The organism is Ruegeria sp. ANG10 (assembly GCF_040705255.1).
GTDB lineage: Bacteria > Pseudomonadota > Alphaproteobacteria > Rhodobacterales > Rhodobacteraceae > Ruegeria.
Genome location: NZ_JBFCVU010000009.1, coordinates 50824 through 65194, shown reverse-complemented (window position 1 = coordinate 65194; position 14371 = coordinate 50824). Strand labels below are relative to the sequence as shown.

At 59.9% G+C, this 14371-nt stretch carries 16 protein-coding genes and 1 riboswitch; of the genes, 6 read left to right on the top strand and 10 right to left on the bottom strand.

The window, feature by feature from the left end; genetic code table 11:
* Window positions 1-45: 45 nt before the first annotated feature.
* The 3 genes from pta to AB1A64_RS17195 form a co-directional block, all read right to left on the bottom strand.
* Window positions 46-1068, bottom strand: a complete 1023-nt coding sequence (gene pta, locus AB1A64_RS17205; RefSeq protein WP_366552560.1) for a phosphate acetyltransferase — start codon at window positions 1066-1068, stop codon at window positions 46-48.
* A gap of 4 nt (window positions 1069-1072) precedes the next feature.
* Window positions 1073-2848, bottom strand: a complete 1776-nt coding sequence (xsc, locus tag AB1A64_RS17200) for a sulfoacetaldehyde acetyltransferase (protein WP_366552558.1) — start codon at window positions 2846-2848, stop codon at window positions 1073-1075.
* 125 nt (window positions 2849-2973) lie between these two features.
* Window positions 2974-4434: a PLP-dependent aminotransferase family protein gene (locus AB1A64_RS17195; RefSeq protein WP_366552556.1), complete on the bottom strand. Its 1461-nt coding sequence runs from the start codon at window positions 4432-4434 to the stop codon at window positions 2974-2976.
* Between the two features lie 136 nt (window positions 4435-4570).
* On the opposite strand from AB1A64_RS17195, the gene AB1A64_RS17190 reads away from it, so the two are divergent.
* Both AB1A64_RS17190 and AB1A64_RS17185 read left to right on the top strand, forming a co-directional pair.
* The gene (locus AB1A64_RS17190) at window positions 4571-4879 is read left to right on the top strand and encodes a metalloregulator ArsR/SmtB family transcription factor (protein WP_366552554.1); all 309 of its coding nucleotides are present in this window, start codon (window positions 4571-4573) and stop codon (window positions 4877-4879) included.
* Entirely contained in the window at window positions 4872-5903 is a 1032-nt protein-coding gene (locus AB1A64_RS17185; RefSeq protein ID WP_366552552.1) for a permease, read from the top strand. The genes AB1A64_RS17190 and AB1A64_RS17185 overlap by 8 nt, the downstream gene beginning before the upstream one ends.
* A gap of 38 nt (window positions 5904-5941) precedes the next feature.
* On the opposite strand, the gene AB1A64_RS17180 is transcribed toward AB1A64_RS17185, so the two are convergent.
* Window positions 5942-6334, bottom strand: a complete 393-nt coding sequence (locus AB1A64_RS17180) for a hypothetical protein (protein ID WP_366552550.1) — start codon at window positions 6332-6334, stop codon at window positions 5942-5944.
* Between the two features lie 54 nt (window positions 6335-6388).
* The gene (locus AB1A64_RS17175; protein ID WP_366552548.1) at window positions 6389-7150 is read right to left on the bottom strand and encodes a cell cycle transcriptional regulator TrcR; all 762 of its coding nucleotides are present in this window, start codon (window positions 7148-7150) and stop codon (window positions 6389-6391) included.
* A 130-nt stretch (window positions 7151-7280) separates the two neighbouring features.
* Here AB1A64_RS17175 and AB1A64_RS17170 point away from each other — a divergent pair, with 130 nt between their 5' ends.
* On the top strand, window positions 7281-7910 hold the full coding sequence (locus tag AB1A64_RS17170) for a ribonuclease T2 (protein WP_366552546.1): 630 nt from the start codon (window positions 7281-7283) through the stop codon (window positions 7908-7910).
* Here the strand turns inward: AB1A64_RS17170 and AB1A64_RS17165 are convergent.
* Window positions 7907-8395, bottom strand: a complete 489-nt coding sequence (locus tag AB1A64_RS17165; protein ID WP_366552544.1) for a hypothetical protein — start codon at window positions 8393-8395, stop codon at window positions 7907-7909. The two genes, AB1A64_RS17170 and AB1A64_RS17165, sit on opposite strands and share 4 nt — an antisense overlap.
* A gap of 214 nt (window positions 8396-8609) precedes the next feature.
* On the opposite strand from AB1A64_RS17165, the gene AB1A64_RS17160 reads away from it, so the two are divergent.
* Window positions 8610-9047 (top strand): hypothetical protein, encoded by a 438-nt coding sequence (locus tag AB1A64_RS17160; protein WP_366552542.1) that lies wholly within the window; start codon window positions 8610-8612, stop codon window positions 9045-9047.
* A 75-nt stretch (window positions 9048-9122) separates the two neighbouring features.
* Here AB1A64_RS17160 and recR read toward each other — a convergent pair whose 3' ends face one another.
* From recR to AB1A64_RS17145, 3 genes are all read right to left on the bottom strand, one after another.
* The gene (gene recR, locus AB1A64_RS17155) at window positions 9123-9716 is read right to left on the bottom strand and encodes a recombination mediator RecR (RefSeq protein ID WP_366552540.1); all 594 of its coding nucleotides are present in this window, start codon (window positions 9714-9716) and stop codon (window positions 9123-9125) included.
* Between the two features lie 64 nt (window positions 9717-9780).
* A complete protein-coding gene (locus AB1A64_RS17150) occupies window positions 9781-10125 on the bottom strand; it encodes a YbaB/EbfC family nucleoid-associated protein (protein ID WP_366552538.1) in 345 nt (114 codons plus the stop codon).
* A 148-nt stretch (window positions 10126-10273) separates the two neighbouring features.
* Window positions 10274-12094 carry a DNA polymerase III subunit gamma/tau gene (locus AB1A64_RS17145; RefSeq protein WP_366552536.1) on the bottom strand — a complete coding sequence of 607 codons (1821 nt, stop codon included), beginning with the start codon at window positions 12092-12094 and terminating at the stop codon, window positions 10274-10276.
* A gap of 73 nt (window positions 12095-12167) precedes the next feature.
* Between AB1A64_RS17145 and AB1A64_RS17140 the strand changes: the two genes are divergently transcribed.
* The gene (locus AB1A64_RS17140) at window positions 12168-12662 is read left to right on the top strand and encodes a dual specificity protein phosphatase family protein (protein WP_366552534.1); all 495 of its coding nucleotides are present in this window, start codon (window positions 12168-12170) and stop codon (window positions 12660-12662) included.
* Window position 12663: 1 nt separating this feature from the next.
* On the opposite strand, the gene AB1A64_RS17135 is transcribed toward AB1A64_RS17140, so the two are convergent.
* On the bottom strand, window positions 12664-13071 hold the full coding sequence (locus AB1A64_RS17135; RefSeq protein WP_366552532.1) for a hypothetical protein: 408 nt from the start codon (window positions 13069-13071) through the stop codon (window positions 12664-12666).
* An 82-nt stretch (window positions 13072-13153) separates the two neighbouring features.
* Window positions 13154-13375, bottom strand: a riboswitch (cobalamin riboswitch).
* Between the two features lie 134 nt (window positions 13376-13509).
* On the opposite strand from AB1A64_RS17135, the gene AB1A64_RS17130 reads away from it, so the two are divergent.
* Window positions 13510-14367, top strand: a complete 858-nt coding sequence (locus tag AB1A64_RS17130) for a hypothetical protein (RefSeq protein WP_366552530.1) — start codon at window positions 13510-13512, stop codon at window positions 14365-14367.
* Window positions 14368-14371: the final 4 nt, after the last annotated feature.

The window sequence follows — 14371 nt, the reverse complement described above, 5'->3', positions numbered from 1 at the left end:
TGGCGTCATCGGCGGGGACGCCGCCGGGGTTATGTATGGAGCGGATCAACAGGTCTCGGGCTCGGCGTCGGCGTGCTGGGCCTGAACGGCCGTCACGGCGATCATGTGCAGAACGTCATCAGCTGAACAGCCACGCGACAGGTCGTTTGCCGGTTTGGCCAGACCTTGCAGTACAGGTCCCACAGCCTCGGCCCCGCCAATGCGCTGGGCGATTTTGTAGCCAAGGTTCCCGGCATCAAGGTTCGGGAAGACAAACACATTGGCTTGCCCTTCCAAGGGTGAATCCTTGGCCTTTTTGCTGGCGACCTCGGGAACATAGGCGGCGTCGAATTGCAGCTCGCCGTCGATCAGAAGATGCGGGCTTGCGGCTTTGGCGATCCGGGTGGCTTCGACCACCTTGGAAACTTTGGGATGGTTGGCGCTGCCGCCTGTGGAAAAGGACAGCATGGCAACACGGGGTTCCTGGCCGGTCAGGGCGTGGTACGACGCAGCCGATGCCTGCGCGATTTCGGCCAGTTCCCGTTCGTCGGGATCAACAACCAGGCCGCAATCTGCAAAGATGTGAACACCTTGAACCGCGTGGTGGTCGCGGTCATAAATCATCAAAAAGAAGCTGGACACCATATGGGCGTCGGGCGCTTTGCCAATGATCTGCAAAGCGGCGCGCACAGTGTCCGAGGTGGTTTCAACGGCACCGCCGACAGTGCCATCAGCCAGTCCCAGATGGACCAGCATCGCGGCATAGTTCAGGCGGTTTTTGATCAGTTTCTGCGCGTTTTCGGGCGTCATGCCCTTGTGTTTGCGCAGCTCATGATAGGTCGTGGCGAACCGATCCGTGTGGGGGGATGTCGCTGGGTCGTGAATGTCGATCCCGTCTACATCGGATCCGCCTTTTTCCGCCAGCAAGGCGGTGATCTTGGCGTGATCTCCCACAAGGATGATATCGGCCGCATTCTCGGCACGCGCTTTCAGCGCACCTTCTACGACGCGTGGATCATCGCCCTCAGCAAGGGCGATGATCTTTTTGGAACTGGTGGCAGCCCCAAGAATTTGGCGTAGGGGCTTCACGTAATTATGCTCCGGCCTGGGACTTCATGTCCGCAGCGTCGATACCAGCGACCTCGACGGGCTTCTTCATCGCATCGCGGCGGAACGGATCACCCAATTCCTGGTTGATCATCGCTTCGATCAGCGTGGTGATGCCGTTTTTCTGATCGATGATCGCCTGATTCAGCGCCGCAGTCAGCTCGTCCTGTGTGCGCGCCTGAACGCCCTTCAGTCCACAAGCCTGCGCGATGCCCGCATACGACACTTTGGTGTCCAGCTCGGTGCCGACAAAGTTGTCGTCGAACCACAGGGTCGAGTTACGCTTTTCCGCACCCCACTGGTAGTTGCGGAAAACGATCTGCGTGACCGCTGGCCATTCGTCACGACCAATCGCCGTCAGCTCGTTCACGGCGATGCCGAATGCGCCGTCACCCGAGAAGCCGACAACCGGAACATCGGGGCAGCCAATCTTGGCACCGATAACCGCTGGCAGGCCATAGCCGCAGGGACCGAACAGACCCGGAGCCAGATACTTGCGGCCTTCTTCGAACGAAGGGTAGGCGTTGCCGATTGCGCAGTTGTTGCCGATATCGGACGAGATGATCGCCTCTGTGGGCAGCGCTGACTGAATTGCGCGCCATGCCATGCGTGGGCTCATCCAGTCAGGCTTGGCTGCACGCGCGCGCTCGTTCCAGGTGGTGCCCGGATCGTCGTTTTCGTGAGTCAGCGAGCTCAGTTCCTGTGCCCAGGCCGATTTGGTCGTTGCGATGGTGTTTTTGCGATCTTCGCGACCTGCGTCACCGGCGCTGTCACCCAGACGGGCCAGCAGACCTTCGGCAACCTTCTTGGCGTCGCCGACGATACCAACGGTCACGTCCTTGGTCAGACCGATCCGATCCGGGTTCAGGTCAACCTGAATGATCTTCGCATCTGTTGGCCAGTAGTTGATGCCATAGCCGGGCAGCGTCGAGAATGGGTTCAGGCGTGTGCCAAGGGCAAGGACCACATCCGCCTTGCTGATCAGCTCCATCCCGGCTTTCGAGCCGTTGTAACCCAGAGGGCCGGCAAACAGGGGGTGCGAGCCGGGGAAGGCGTCGTTGTGCTGATAGCCAACACAAACCGGCGCGGTCAGACGCTCAGCCAGTTCGGCCGAGGCCGGGATCGCATCCGCCAGAACAACACCGGCACCGTTCAAGATGACAGGGAATTTGGCTTCCGACAGAATGTCGGCTGCTTCCTGCAGTGCCTCGTCACCGCCTGCGGTGCGGGCAAACTCAACAATCTTCGGCAGCTCGATGTCGACAACCTGGGTCCACATGTCACGCGGGATGTTCATCTGGGCCGGTGCCGAGGCACGCTTGGCCTGTAGGATTACCCGGTTCAGAACTTCGGCAACACGCGACGGGTCACGCAGTTCTTCCTGGTAGGCAACGCAGTCCGAGAACATGCGCATTTGCTCCATCTCCTGGAATCCGCCCTGACCGATGGTCTTGTTGGCGGCCTGCGGCGTGATCAGCAGTACTGGGGTGTGGTTCCAGTAAGCGGTTTTAACAGCCGTTACAAAGTTGGTGATGCCAGGGCCGTTCTGCGCGATCATCATCGACATCTTGCCGGTCGCTCGGGTGTAACCGTCGGCCATCATGCCGCCCGACCCTTCGTGGGCGCAGTCCCAGAACGAAATTCCAGCCTTCGGGAATATATCCGAGATCGGCATCATGGCCGAGCCGATGATTCCGAACGCATGTTCGATCCCGTGCATCTGCAACGTCTTAACGAATGCTTCTTCAGTCGTCATTTTCATATGAATGATCTCCGCGCATGTGTGGAATGGCCGGGCACGGCGCCCCGCCTTTGCATACGGTTTTGACCTATGGGGCAGGGCTGCGTTAGGGCCAGATGGATTTGCGAAATAGGTCCAGCGTGCCTCTAACTGGCACGAATGGCTTCAGCGATCAGTTTCACACCCGGTTCAATGCGGTCCTGCCGGATCGAGGAATAGCCAATACGGTAGAAATTTTGCGGCTGATCCGGCCCCGAAAAGAATGGCGCGCCGGGTTCGATATGAACGCTCTGGCCCTGCAGCGTGTGGGCCAGTTGCGTTGTGTCGACGTGTTCAGGGGCAGACATCCACAGGGATGATCCGCCCATGATGCCACGCCCGGCCACTGTCAGCCCGTGTTCGTCGATCGCCTTGTCTAAGGCCTCGCGCCTGCGCGCCAAAGCTTTGGACATGCGCCTGATCTGCGCGTCGTAATGGCCCAATGACAGGAAATAGGCGGCGGTGCGCTGGATGTGTCCCGGCGGGTGGCGCAACACCAACGAGCGCAGCGCGCGCGCCTCGCGGATAAACGGTTCCGAGCCGACCATGTATCCCAGACGCAATCCAGGAAACAGCGATTTTGAAAAACTGCCAACATAGATCACGCGGCCATCGCGGTCCATCGACTTCAGCGCCGGCGAGGGCGCGCCCAGAAAGGCCATTTCGAATTCATAATCGTCTTCGACCACCATTGCGTCCAGGTCGTGCGCGCGTTCCAGCAATTTGTGCCTGCGTTCAACGGGCATGGTTGCGGTGGTCGGGCTTTGGTGACTGGGCGTCGTAAAGATAACGTCGGCGGAGTCAGGCAACGTCTCAGGGGGCAGCCCGTCGCGGTCGACCGGTATCGGAGTCACGTCGCAATCCCAATGCTCTAGCAGGCTGCGCAGAGAGTAATAGCATGGGTCTTCGATCACCGCGGTGCGGTTGTGGGTCAGCAAAATGCGTGAGGCCAGCCACAGCGCGTTCTGTGCGCCCATGGTGATCAGAATCTCTTCGGGGCGGGCGGCGATGCCGCGACGGGGCAGGGTGTGACGGGCGATGAATTCGACCAGCAGCGGATCATCCTGATCCACGTAATCTGTCGTGAGGGATTCGAAATCCTTGTGCCCAAGGGCGCGTACGGCACACAGGCGCCAGTTGGCGTGGTCAAAAAGATTGCGATCCGCCTGCCCGTAAATGAATGGATAGCGATAGCTGCGCCAGTCCCGAGGTTTCGACAGCATGTCCCCGCCCGAGAATTTGCGAGCCAGCGCAGCGTCCCAATCCACGGTTTCTGCACCGCGCTGAAGGGGCGTGTATTTCGGCGGCACCGGTGCGTTTTGAGAAACGAAATAGCCCGAACGCCCCTTTGCCGTCAGATAATCATTGGCCAGCAGTTCGGTATAGGCCAGCGTTACCGTAATCCGGCTGACGCCCAGATGGGCGGCCAGTTTGCGTGACGAGGGCAGCTTTTCCCCCACATGAAACCTGCCGGACAGTATGCCTTCGGCAATCATCTGCTGGATCTGCGCCTGCAGCGTGCCTTGCCCGTTCAGCTCAAGAAAGAATGTGTCGACCGATATTGCCATGAGGTCTTATAGGGTGGACCTAAAAGATGAGCAATCTGGACTTATGACTTTTCCAAAATTTCCCGCGTTACCGTGCTTGACCGTTGGATTCAATTCACCTAAATAACTAGAAATCTAGTTTAATGGAGAATCGAATATGTGGGAAACTGCTGCAGCAGGATTTTCGGCCATGGGGTCCGAGGCCCGGTTGAAGGTTCTAAGAACTTTGGTTCGCGCCGGGCAGGCGGGCCTGACGGTTGGTGATATTCAAGAACGGACGGGCATCGCACCGTCAACCCTGGCGCATCACCTTCGGTTTTTGGCCGCGGGCGGTGTCGTGGAACAAGAGAAAGTCGGGCGCAGTACGATCAACCGTGCCTGCTATGACGAGTTGAGAAATCTGGCGCAGTTCATCCTTGCCGAATGCTGCGCGGACGAAGTGGGAAAGGCCGCGAACGATGGCTGAACTGACGCAAAACCCCAAAGTGCCCGTGAAGGCGCTTGATCTGATTAAAACCCCTTGGGCATTGATCGTTGCAATCCTGGTCGCCGTGGCTGTTTTGGACCCTGGTAACTGGGGTGAGGTCGTGACCTTCGCCGGCAAGGCGCTGGTCCATACCGGCCAGTATATCCTGTTCGCCGTTTTGTTGCTGTCCTACCTCAAGGCGACCGGGGCCGAGGTGATGGTCGCGCGCGCCTTTGAAGGGCGCGAGACGCGGATGATCCTGCTGGCCGCTCTGTTTGGAGGGCTGGCGCCGTTCTGTTCCTGTGAGGTCATTCCCTTCATTGCCGGATTGTTGGCTTTGGGGGCGCCCCTGTCTGCGGTGATGGCGTTCTGGCTGAGCTCTCCGCTGATCGACCCGCCCACTCTGTTGATCACCGCCGGTGCTTTGGGATGGCCGTTTGCGATTGGCAAGGCGGTTGCTGCGGTGGCGTTGGGTCTGTTCGGCGGTTTCGTTGTGCGCGGCCTGATGCGCTCGGGCGCCTTTGCCCAACCGTTGCGCGAATACAAACCAGCCGGTTGCAGCGCTTGTGGTGGTCCAAAACAGGATGACAAACCGGTCTGGCGGTTCTGGCAGGTGCCTGAGCGTCGTCAGCGGTTCCGGTCGGAATTTGTTCATAACGGGCTGTTCCTGCTGAAATGGTTGGCGCTGGCCTATGTGCTAGAGGCGCTGCTGGTCAGCTATGTCCCGGCCGATCTGATCGCCCGCGTGGTGGGGGGTGAGGGCATCGTACCCATCGTGATCGCGGCGCTGGTCGGGATGCCTGCCTACCTGAACTCCTACGTCGCACCGCCACTGTTGGCGGGGCTGACGGAGCAGGGGATGAGCGCGGGGGCCGCGATGTCGTTCATGATCGCGGGCGCGGTCAGCTCGATCCCGGCGATGGCAGCCGTCTGGTCACTGGTCAAACCACGGGTCTTTGCCACCTATCTGGGGCTTGGGATTACCGGGGCGATCATTGCCGGTATTCTGTTTCAGATGATCTAAAGGAAAAACCGCCCGGTGGGTCCAACGGGCGGTTTTGCTTATTCGTTGGCCTCGCACAGGCTCGGCAGTTTGAACCTGTACCGTGCCTCTCCGCTGTTTACGTAGACACGTTTTTCGACACAGGCTGTGGTGCCCACTGTTCGTGCGACATGCTCTTTGGGTTCGTTGATGGACGTGGCCGACCCATCCGGCAATTGAACCGAGGCTATGATACCGTTCTTCAAGTCCCCGTTCACGGGTGTTGCCGACAGAACCGAAACGGTCAGGTACGAGTCATGCTCGTGCGAGCCGTCGTCGTTAAGCACCAGCAGTGCGGTCGCAATCGAGATGGTGCCGACGATTGCAATCGCCAACAAACCCCATGTCTTCAGAAAGGCGTAGATCGATACGGCGCGGTGCGGGCCAAAAATTTTGGACAGGATGGTCAGCATGGAATCCCTGCGGGAAAAAAGCCCCGGCCTGTTCGGACTGGGGCCATCTGTGCCTTAGGGGCGCAGATCGTCTTCGTCTTCATCCTCGGCCCCGCCTTTGGGCAGGTTGAAGAAGCTGTCGGCGTCGATGACCGGCTCTTCTTCTTTCTCTTCCACAGGGTCGTCAGACAGCGAGAAGGTTTCCAGACCTTCGATGGCGGTCGGGATCTTCGGTGCTGCGTCCATTTCCAGTGACTGTTCGGTCGACACCAGCTTGCGGCGTTCATCATCGCTCATGACGCCACCTTCGGCGGCTTTCTTGGCCGCGGCCTTCTGCACGATCGCGTCCAGCTCAGACTGTTTGCACAGACCCAGCGCAACCGGGTCGATCGGCTGCATGTTCGAGATGTTCCAGTGGGTGCGCTCGCGGATCGACTGAATGGTCGGCTTGGTGGTGCCCACCAGCTTGGCGATCTGACCGTCGCTAAGCTCGGGGTGGAATTTGACCAGCCAAAGGATCGAGTTCGGACGGTCCTGCCGTTTGGACAGCGGGGTATAGCGCGGACCACGACGTTTTTCTTCACCGCTAGCAGCGGGGTTGAACTTGAGCTTCAGCTTATGCAGCGGGTTGCCCTGCGCCGAGTCGATCTCATCCTGGGTCAACTGGTTGTTGGCGATGGGGTCGAACCCTTTCACGCCCGCGGCCACGTCGCCATCGGCGATGCCTTGCACTTCCAACTCGTGCATGCCCACGAAATCCGCGATCTGCTTGAAGCTGATCGTGGTGTTGTCCACCAGCCATACGGCTGTTGCCTTGGCCATAAGCGGTTTTGCCATCAGCCCGTCTCCTATAAATACATCTGTCCCGTCGCCGGAATTCGGCGGCCCCTTGGTCTTGGGGCAGGTTTCCGTTGTCGGGGAACTTGGGGCCTATATAGTCGCGGCAAGGCAAGAAGGGAAGAGGCGAATGCGCTGGGTGATTTTGTGGGTCTTGAGCGCGGTCGCTGCACTGGCGGACGGAGAGAAGGCCGGTGAGTTTGACTATTATGTCCTGTCGCTGAGCTGGTCGCCCAACTGGTGCGCCCGCGAAGGTGATGCGCGCGGGTCGGACCAATGCGATGCGCGCCATGATCACGGATGGATATTGCACGGGCTCTGGCCGCAATATCATCAGGGCTGGCCTGCATATTGCCGTACGTCCGAGGCGCCGCCGACGCGTCGCATGACCCGGGAAATGACGGATATTCAGGGCAGTTCGGGGCTGGCCTGGCATCAATGGAAAAAGCACGGCACTTGTTCGGGCCTGAGCGCCCCGGACTATTTCGCGCTGTCTCGACAGGCCTATGAGGGCGTTCAACGCCCCGAGGTGTTCCGTAAATTGGATGCAACAGTCAAGCTGCCTGCGTCGGTGGTCGAAGAGGCGTTCCTGAAAGCGAACCCTGCGTTGCAGCCAGACATGATCACCGTCACCTGCAAACAGGGTTACATCGAAGAGGTGCGCCTATGCCTGTCCCGCGACCTTGACCCGGTGCCCTGTGGCCGCGACGTGATCCGTGATTGCACGGCCAAAGACGCTCAGTTCGATCCGATTCGTTAAAGTTTCCGGTTCTGGCAATCGCGGGCATAGTCCAGCGCTTTGGCGGTGCCTTTGAGATCAATCGCCATCACCACCTCACCGGCCGGGTTATAGACGGTCATAGTTTTGTTCTGCGCGATGGCGTTGACGAAACTGCGGTCGGTGAAGAACACCGTCGCGCCGGGCACGTCGCGCTGATTGAAGCCGATGGCGTTGGCGTCAAAGCTCTTGCCGTCCAGCTCGAACCGGATCGGATAGCTTTTACCCTGCTCGATATCGCCCCAGGCCTTGTTGTAGACGGCGAAATACCCGCGATTTTCGAGCGCGTCATAGCCGATACGCACCACCGAGAGGTCCTGATAGATCGTCTGGATCAGGCACCCATTTCCAAGCGCAGGGTCCATCATGATGTTCCAGCCTTCGACAAAACCCTTGTCGATGAGCTCCTGAGACCACGCAACGGTTGCTGTGAAGACGGCGAAGGTTAGGGCGAGAAGGCGGGTCATAGGAAGCTCCCGTAAGTTGATCGGTTTAATGAACAGTATATTGGAGAAAGAAGTGAGTTGAACCGGTTCTGGCTGTCCGAGTGATTTATCTTGGACCTATTCGGGCGTTGCCGAGCATTTTGAATATGGAGGCCTCAATTGGGCCATAGTTACACGTTTTTAATCGCGAAAAATTTGTGGAGAAAGAACAATAATGCACTCTCGAAATTCATTTATGGCCGCCCTAATTGCGTTACTGGTTTGTGCCGTTCCTGGGATTGCTGAAAGCAACGGTGGATCGGGTTTACGGGCAACGCCCAGCGGTATTCCATGGTATGTGTCCGATCGCACCTCAAACTATCCGGGTGCGGAAGCAGCCATGCGTATCGCGTCGTCAAAATGGCGCGCGCCTTGGGCAATGAAAATCAAATCGGGCAAAGTCAGTGGAAAATTCCGATTGGTTACGGTGAATGGCTCCACATATGTGGTGCTGGCCAAGATGAGAGGACCCTTCACGCTGAATTTTGAAGCAATTAAGGATGCCAGAATGGACTTATTGCGCAAAGCCGCAGCTCAGTCCGGATGCACAACGCAGGGCCGCACACTCGCAAAATACACCCCGCAAAAAGACATTGAGAAACTTGCAGCTCAGGTTCAATGCAATTTTCAATGAGTGAAGGTTTGAATTAGCGACATGGTACCGTCTTGAGTTTTGGGCGCGATGTATGTGATTGCTTAAAGACTGGCGTTACAGCTCCTTCCGCGCCCTCAATGCCGCTGTAATCGTCCCGTCATCCAGATAATCCAGCTCTCCGCCAATCGGCACGCCTTGCGCCAGCGAGGTCAGGCGGACCTGTCCCTCCAACTGATCGGCGATGTAGTGGGCGGTGGTCTGGCCGTCGACGGTGGCGTTCAGGGCGAGGATGATCTCGGTGATCCCCTCAGCTGTCACGCGGTCCTTGAGGCGGGGGATGCGCAGTTCGTCCGGCCCGACCCCGTCCAGCGCCGACAACGTGCCGCCCAGAACGTGATAGCGGCCTTTGAACACACCTGCGCGCTCCATCGCCCACAGATCGGCGACGTCTTCGACAACGCACAGCTCTCCGGTGGCGCGGTCCTCGTTGTCGCAGATGTCACAGATATCGGTGGTGCCCACATTGCCGCAGTTCAGGCATTCGCGGGCGGTGATGGCCACTTGCTGCATGGCGTCCGACAGAGGTGTCAACAGCAGGGCGCGTTTGCGGATCAGGTGCAACACCGCGCGACGGGCCGAGCGGGGGCCGAGGCCAGGCAGCTTGGCCATCAGATCGATCAGGTTGTCGATATCGCTGTTCGAACTCACCGGGCGCGCTCCTGCAAATGGGCCGGGCAGGGTTGCCCGGCCAATGATCCGTCAGGAGGGTGTATCAGAACGGCAGCTTGATGTCTGCGGGCAGGCCCATGCTTTCGGTCAGTTTCGCCATCTCGGCCTGCGCGCGTTCAGCCGCTTTGGTCTGGGCGTCCTTGATGGCGGCCAGGATCAGATCCTCGACCACTTCCTTGTCGTCGCCGTTAAAGATCGACGGGTCGATGTCCAGCCCTTTCAACTCACCTTTTGCGGTGGCGGTGGCCTTGACCAGCCCGGCACCGGATTCGCCGACAACCATCATGTTGTTCAGCTCTTCCTGCATGTCCGTCATCTTGGCCTGCAAGTCCTGCGCGGATTTCATCATCTTGGCCATGTCGCCCAGACCGCCGAGTCCTTTGAGCATCGGTATTCTCCTGTGTATCGCTTTTGTCGCCTAAATACGGGCGGTACCCGTGTGGCACAAGGGGGGGTGCTCCCGCCCGTTTGAAAGACCTTTCCTCCCGTTGGGCCCGGCAGCGCGGGAGGATTTCAGGGGTGTGTGTTGAAGTGGCTCAGTCTTCCTCGAACGGGTCCCATTCGTCTTCGACTTCGGGCAGGGCCTCGGTTTCTACCTTGGCGGCACGTTGTTCCGGCGTTTCAATGCTTTTGATCCGCGCCTTCGGGAACTGGGCCAGAACCGCCTGCACCAGCGGGTGTTCGCGGGCTTCTGCCTTCAGTGCTTCCTCAGCCGCGTTTTCCTTTTCATAGATCGTCTCGCCGCCGCCTTCGTTGACGACAGTGACTGCCCAGCGGTTACCGGTCCATCGCTGCAGGGCGGTCCCCAGACGTTGCGCCAACTGGGCCGAGGCACGCTGGGTCGGTTGGAATTCGATGCGTCCAGGCTGATAAGCCGCTAATCGCAACGAGCGCTTGACCTCATCCAGAAGCACGCCGTCCCGGTTTGCGCGGATCAGTTCCACCACGTGATCAAAGGTCGGATAGCGTGCCAGGGCGGCCTGCACATCCTGCGCCAACGCCGCGCTGGGTGCGCCGCCGCCCCCACCATGGGCGGGAGCTGCGTAAGAAGATGCCACCGGCGCTTGCGTCTGAACCGCGGCATGCGATGGCGCCGGTATCCCGCCACCGGGTCCGCCATTTGGCGGTGCGGGCGTGTCTTGCAGACGTTTGATCAGTTCTTCCGGGCTGGGCAGATCGGCCACGTGGGTCAGGCGGATCACCGCCATCTCAGCAGTCATCATGGCATTTGGGGCGGCTGAGACCTCTTCAAGGGCTTTTAGCAACATCTGCCACATCCGGGTCAGGACTCGCATCGGCAGGGCCTCGGCCATTTGTTGACCACGCGCGCGTTCGTCCTGGGATACGGTGGGGTCATTGGCTGCGTCTGGCGTGATTTTAACAACAGAGATCCAATGGGTGATCTCTGCCAGGTCACGCAGGACGGCCAGCGGATCGGCACCTTCGGCATATTGCCCGCCCAACTCGGTCAGCGCGCCCGCGGCATCCCCGCGAAGGATCATGCCCATCAGGTCCAGTACCCGGCCACGATCAGCCAGGCCCAGCATCGCGCGGACCTGATCGGCGCTGGTTTCACCCGCCCCGTGCGAGATCGCCTGATCCAGCAGTGAGGTCGCATCCCGGGCCGAGCCTTCAGCCGCACGGGTAATCAGCGCCAGCGCGTCATCCGCGATCTGGGCATTTTCCGCCGATGCGATCTTGCTGAGCAGGTCGATCATGTCCTCGGGTTCGATCCGGCGCAGGTCGAACCGCTGACAGCGTGACAACACTGTCACCGGCACCTTGCGAATCTCGGTGGTGGCAAAGATGAACTTCACATGCTCGGGCGGTTCCTCAAGCGTCTTGAGCAGCGCGTTGAACGCGCTGGTCGACAGCATGTGGACCTCGTCGATGATATAGATCTTGTAGCGTGCGCTGGCAGCGCGATAGCGGACGCTGTCGATGATCTCTCGGATGTCATTCACACCGGTGCGGCTGGCGGCATCCATCTCCATCACGTCGACATGGCGGCCTTCCATAATGGCCACGCAATGTTCGCACTGGCCGCAGGGCTCAGTCGTTGGCTTGCCTTCACCATCCGGACCGATGCAGTTCATGCCCTTGGCGATGATCCGCGCCGTGGTGGTTTTGCCGGTGCCGCGGATGCCGGTCATGATGAAGGCCTGCGCGATCCGGTCGGCCTCGAACGCGTTTTTCAGCGTGCGCACCATTGCGTCCTGACCGACGAGATCGGCAAAGGTTTCCGGGCGGTATTTGCGGGCAAGAACCTGATAGGCGGGGCTGGGCGTGTCGTTCATGTCTGCTCTGTCGGATTCGGGTTCCGATGCAGCGTAGAGACCCCTGCCGCCCGCGTCCACAGCAGGCTTGGGAGAATTTGGGTTTGCAGCGCAGTTTGCGCATCTTACAAGCGAGCATCAGGGAGGGTTCGTAGTGAGCCAGTTCGCAATTCACTCCGTTCAGCTTGGAAACGGCACCGTTGCCTTGTCGCCCCTTCCGGGGCGCGGTGGCGCGTATACGCGGGATTTGGGAGCGATCCGCAACTGGCAGCCGGATCTTGTGATCTCGATGACCACCGAGATCGAAATGCTGCAAGAGGGCGCAGGTGGGCTGGGTGACGACCTGCGGGCACTCAATATCGAATGGGCGCACCTGCCAGTCGCGGATTTCGGCACGCCGCCCACTGAGGTTGACGCGGCGTGGGGCAGTGTCAGCCCTGCGGCGACTGATATCCTGTCCCGCGGAGGGCGGGTGCTGGTGCATTGCCGGGGCGGCTGTGGCCGGTCCGGGATGATCGTGCTGCGCCTTATGGTCGAGCATGGCGAAGACCCCGAGACAGCGTTGACCCGTTTGCGTGCGGTGCGGCCCTGCGCCGTCGAGACCGACGGCCAGATGGAATGGGCCGCCCTTGGGCGGACGCGCGACTAGATCAGAGCGCCACCTGCCGTTCTGCCTGTGCTACCGGGTTGGGCGGGATCGCTGTGACCTCAAGCATGGCGCAGGGTGGAGTGGTTAGCATGCCTGCAGGGCGTATAGTCACATCCGGGCCGAACATCATATCTGCGTAATCATCCAGCGACTCGAGGGGCACATCCTCGCTTGTTCCACAAAAGACGCGGATCAAGTCTTTTTGCGCGCGAAACCGAGCGCTGCAGCCTTGCGTGCAATAGGCCAGCTCAGTGCTGCCGTCGAACTCAAAATCAGGCGTGGTTGCCGGAACGGCAGCGTCCATCGCCTGTACGATCGCGCGCGCCATCTGTGCCAATGCCGGACAGGTTTTGCCTGTGCGTTGACAGACAGTTGCGGAATATTTGTGTGTCCTTGTCTTCCAGATCATATTGCGCCCTCCGCGCGCGGGACAGGGGCAAGGATCAGGTGTGGCAGCGTACTGACGACCTGCCCGGACGCCCCGCCCGAGTTTCGGTTTCTTGTTCGATGGCAGGTCTCCTGACTTGCGGGTCGTTGCGTTGCCGACCTTCCCAGCCTTACGGCCAGTGGTGTTTCGGCATTGCTCACCGCTTACAGTTGCGGGGGCAGTCGCGGCTTTGGTTCGTTCCGGTTTCCCGGGCAGAACCGCACCGTGTTCCCTTTTCATCCCGCCCCGGCGACCGGGGACGAGAACCATCACCCAATCGCTAGCGGGTAGGGGTGACCTGAGTCAAGCCACCTTTTGGTGGGGCAAAGTGGACGCGTGGTCATGCTGAAACAGGATTGACTTAGGGTGGCAAACGATAACGTTTGGGTGGTGAACTAATCGGTTCAGATTGAGGGCGCCATGCTGGATACCGCACAAGCTGTTTTGACCGAGGATTTTCAGTTTCCTTCGGGTTCGACCCAACTGTCGGCTAGGCTGTACCTGCCGGTGGCCGAACCCCGGACCGCTGTGGTGATTCACAGTGCCACCGGGGTGCCGCGCGACTATTACCAGCACTTTGCGCGCTGGTTGGCTGCGGAACATGGCATGGCCTGTCTGACCTATGATTACAGCGATTTTGGTCATTCGCTGAGCAGACCATTGAAGTCAGCTCAGGCCACGATGGCGGATTGGGCGCTGATCGACATGCCTGCGGCACGGGCCGAGATGCGCAGGCGATACCCCGACGCGCAGCACTGGAGCATCGGCCATTCCGTCGGCGGTATGCTGGGGCCGATTCAGCCCGATATTGATCAGATCGACCGCATGATCTGCGTCTGTGCCGGGCCGGTGACTGTGTCGGACCATCCCTGGCCTTATCGAGCGTTGGCTTTGTTGTTTTGGTACGGGCATGCGCCTCTGGCCGTGAAAGCGCTGGGTTATCTGCCGGGCAAGGCACTGGGATTCGGGTCGGACCTGCCTGCCAGCGTGTATTGGCAGTGGCGCCGCTGGTGTACTGCGCCGCGCAACTATCTGCCCGAAATTGGCGTGACCCTGCCCGAGGCCCGCTGGGCGCAGTCAGACACACCCGTGGATCTGTTCAGCTTTGAGGATGACGATCTGGTGCCAAAGAACGCGGTCTGGCGGCTGGCTGATCTGTACGGACCCAACGCACGCCGCCATTTGTTGTCTCCGGGCGAGTTCGGCCTGTCCAAGGTTGGCCATATCGGTGCATTTGCCCGGCGCAGCGCGGCGGTCTGGCCACGGCTGATTGCCTAGGCCT

Coding starts and splice junctions, on each gene's coding strand:
- AB1A64_RS17190 (WP_366552554.1), top strand. CDS start 4,571: ATGTGGGAAACTGCTGCAGCAGGATTTTCGGCCATGGGGTCCGAGGCC.
- xsc (WP_366552558.1), bottom strand. CDS start 2,848: ATGAAAATGACGACTGAAGAAGCATTCGTTAAGACGTTGCAGATGCAC.
- AB1A64_RS17160 (WP_366552542.1), top strand. CDS start 8,610: ATGGCCGCCCTAATTGCGTTACTGGTTTGTGCCGTTCCTGGGATTGCT.
- AB1A64_RS17175 (WP_366552548.1), bottom strand. CDS start 7,150: ATGGCAAAACCGCTTATGGCCAAGGCAACAGCCGTATGGCTGGTGGAC.
- AB1A64_RS17150 (WP_366552538.1), bottom strand. CDS start 10,125: ATGCTCAAAGGACTCGGCGGTCTGGGCGACATGGCCAAGATGATGAAA.
- AB1A64_RS17135 (WP_366552532.1), bottom strand. CDS start 13,071: ATGATCTGGAAGACAAGGACACACAAATATTCCGCAACTGTCTGTCAA.
- AB1A64_RS17130 (WP_366552530.1), top strand. CDS start 13,510: ATGCTGGATACCGCACAAGCTGTTTTGACCGAGGATTTTCAGTTTCCT.
- AB1A64_RS17195 (WP_366552556.1), bottom strand. CDS start 4,434: ATGGCAATATCGGTCGACACATTCTTTCTTGAGCTGAACGGGCAAGGC.
- AB1A64_RS17180 (WP_366552550.1), bottom strand. CDS start 6,334: ATGCTGACCATCCTGTCCAAAATTTTTGGCCCGCACCGCGCCGTATCG.
- AB1A64_RS17170 (WP_366552546.1), top strand. CDS start 7,281: ATGCGCTGGGTGATTTTGTGGGTCTTGAGCGCGGTCGCTGCACTGGCG.
- AB1A64_RS17185 (WP_366552552.1), top strand. CDS start 4,872: ATGGCTGAACTGACGCAAAACCCCAAAGTGCCCGTGAAGGCGCTTGAT.
- AB1A64_RS17165 (WP_366552544.1), bottom strand. CDS start 8,395: ATGACCCGCCTTCTCGCCCTAACCTTCGCCGTCTTCACAGCAACCGTT.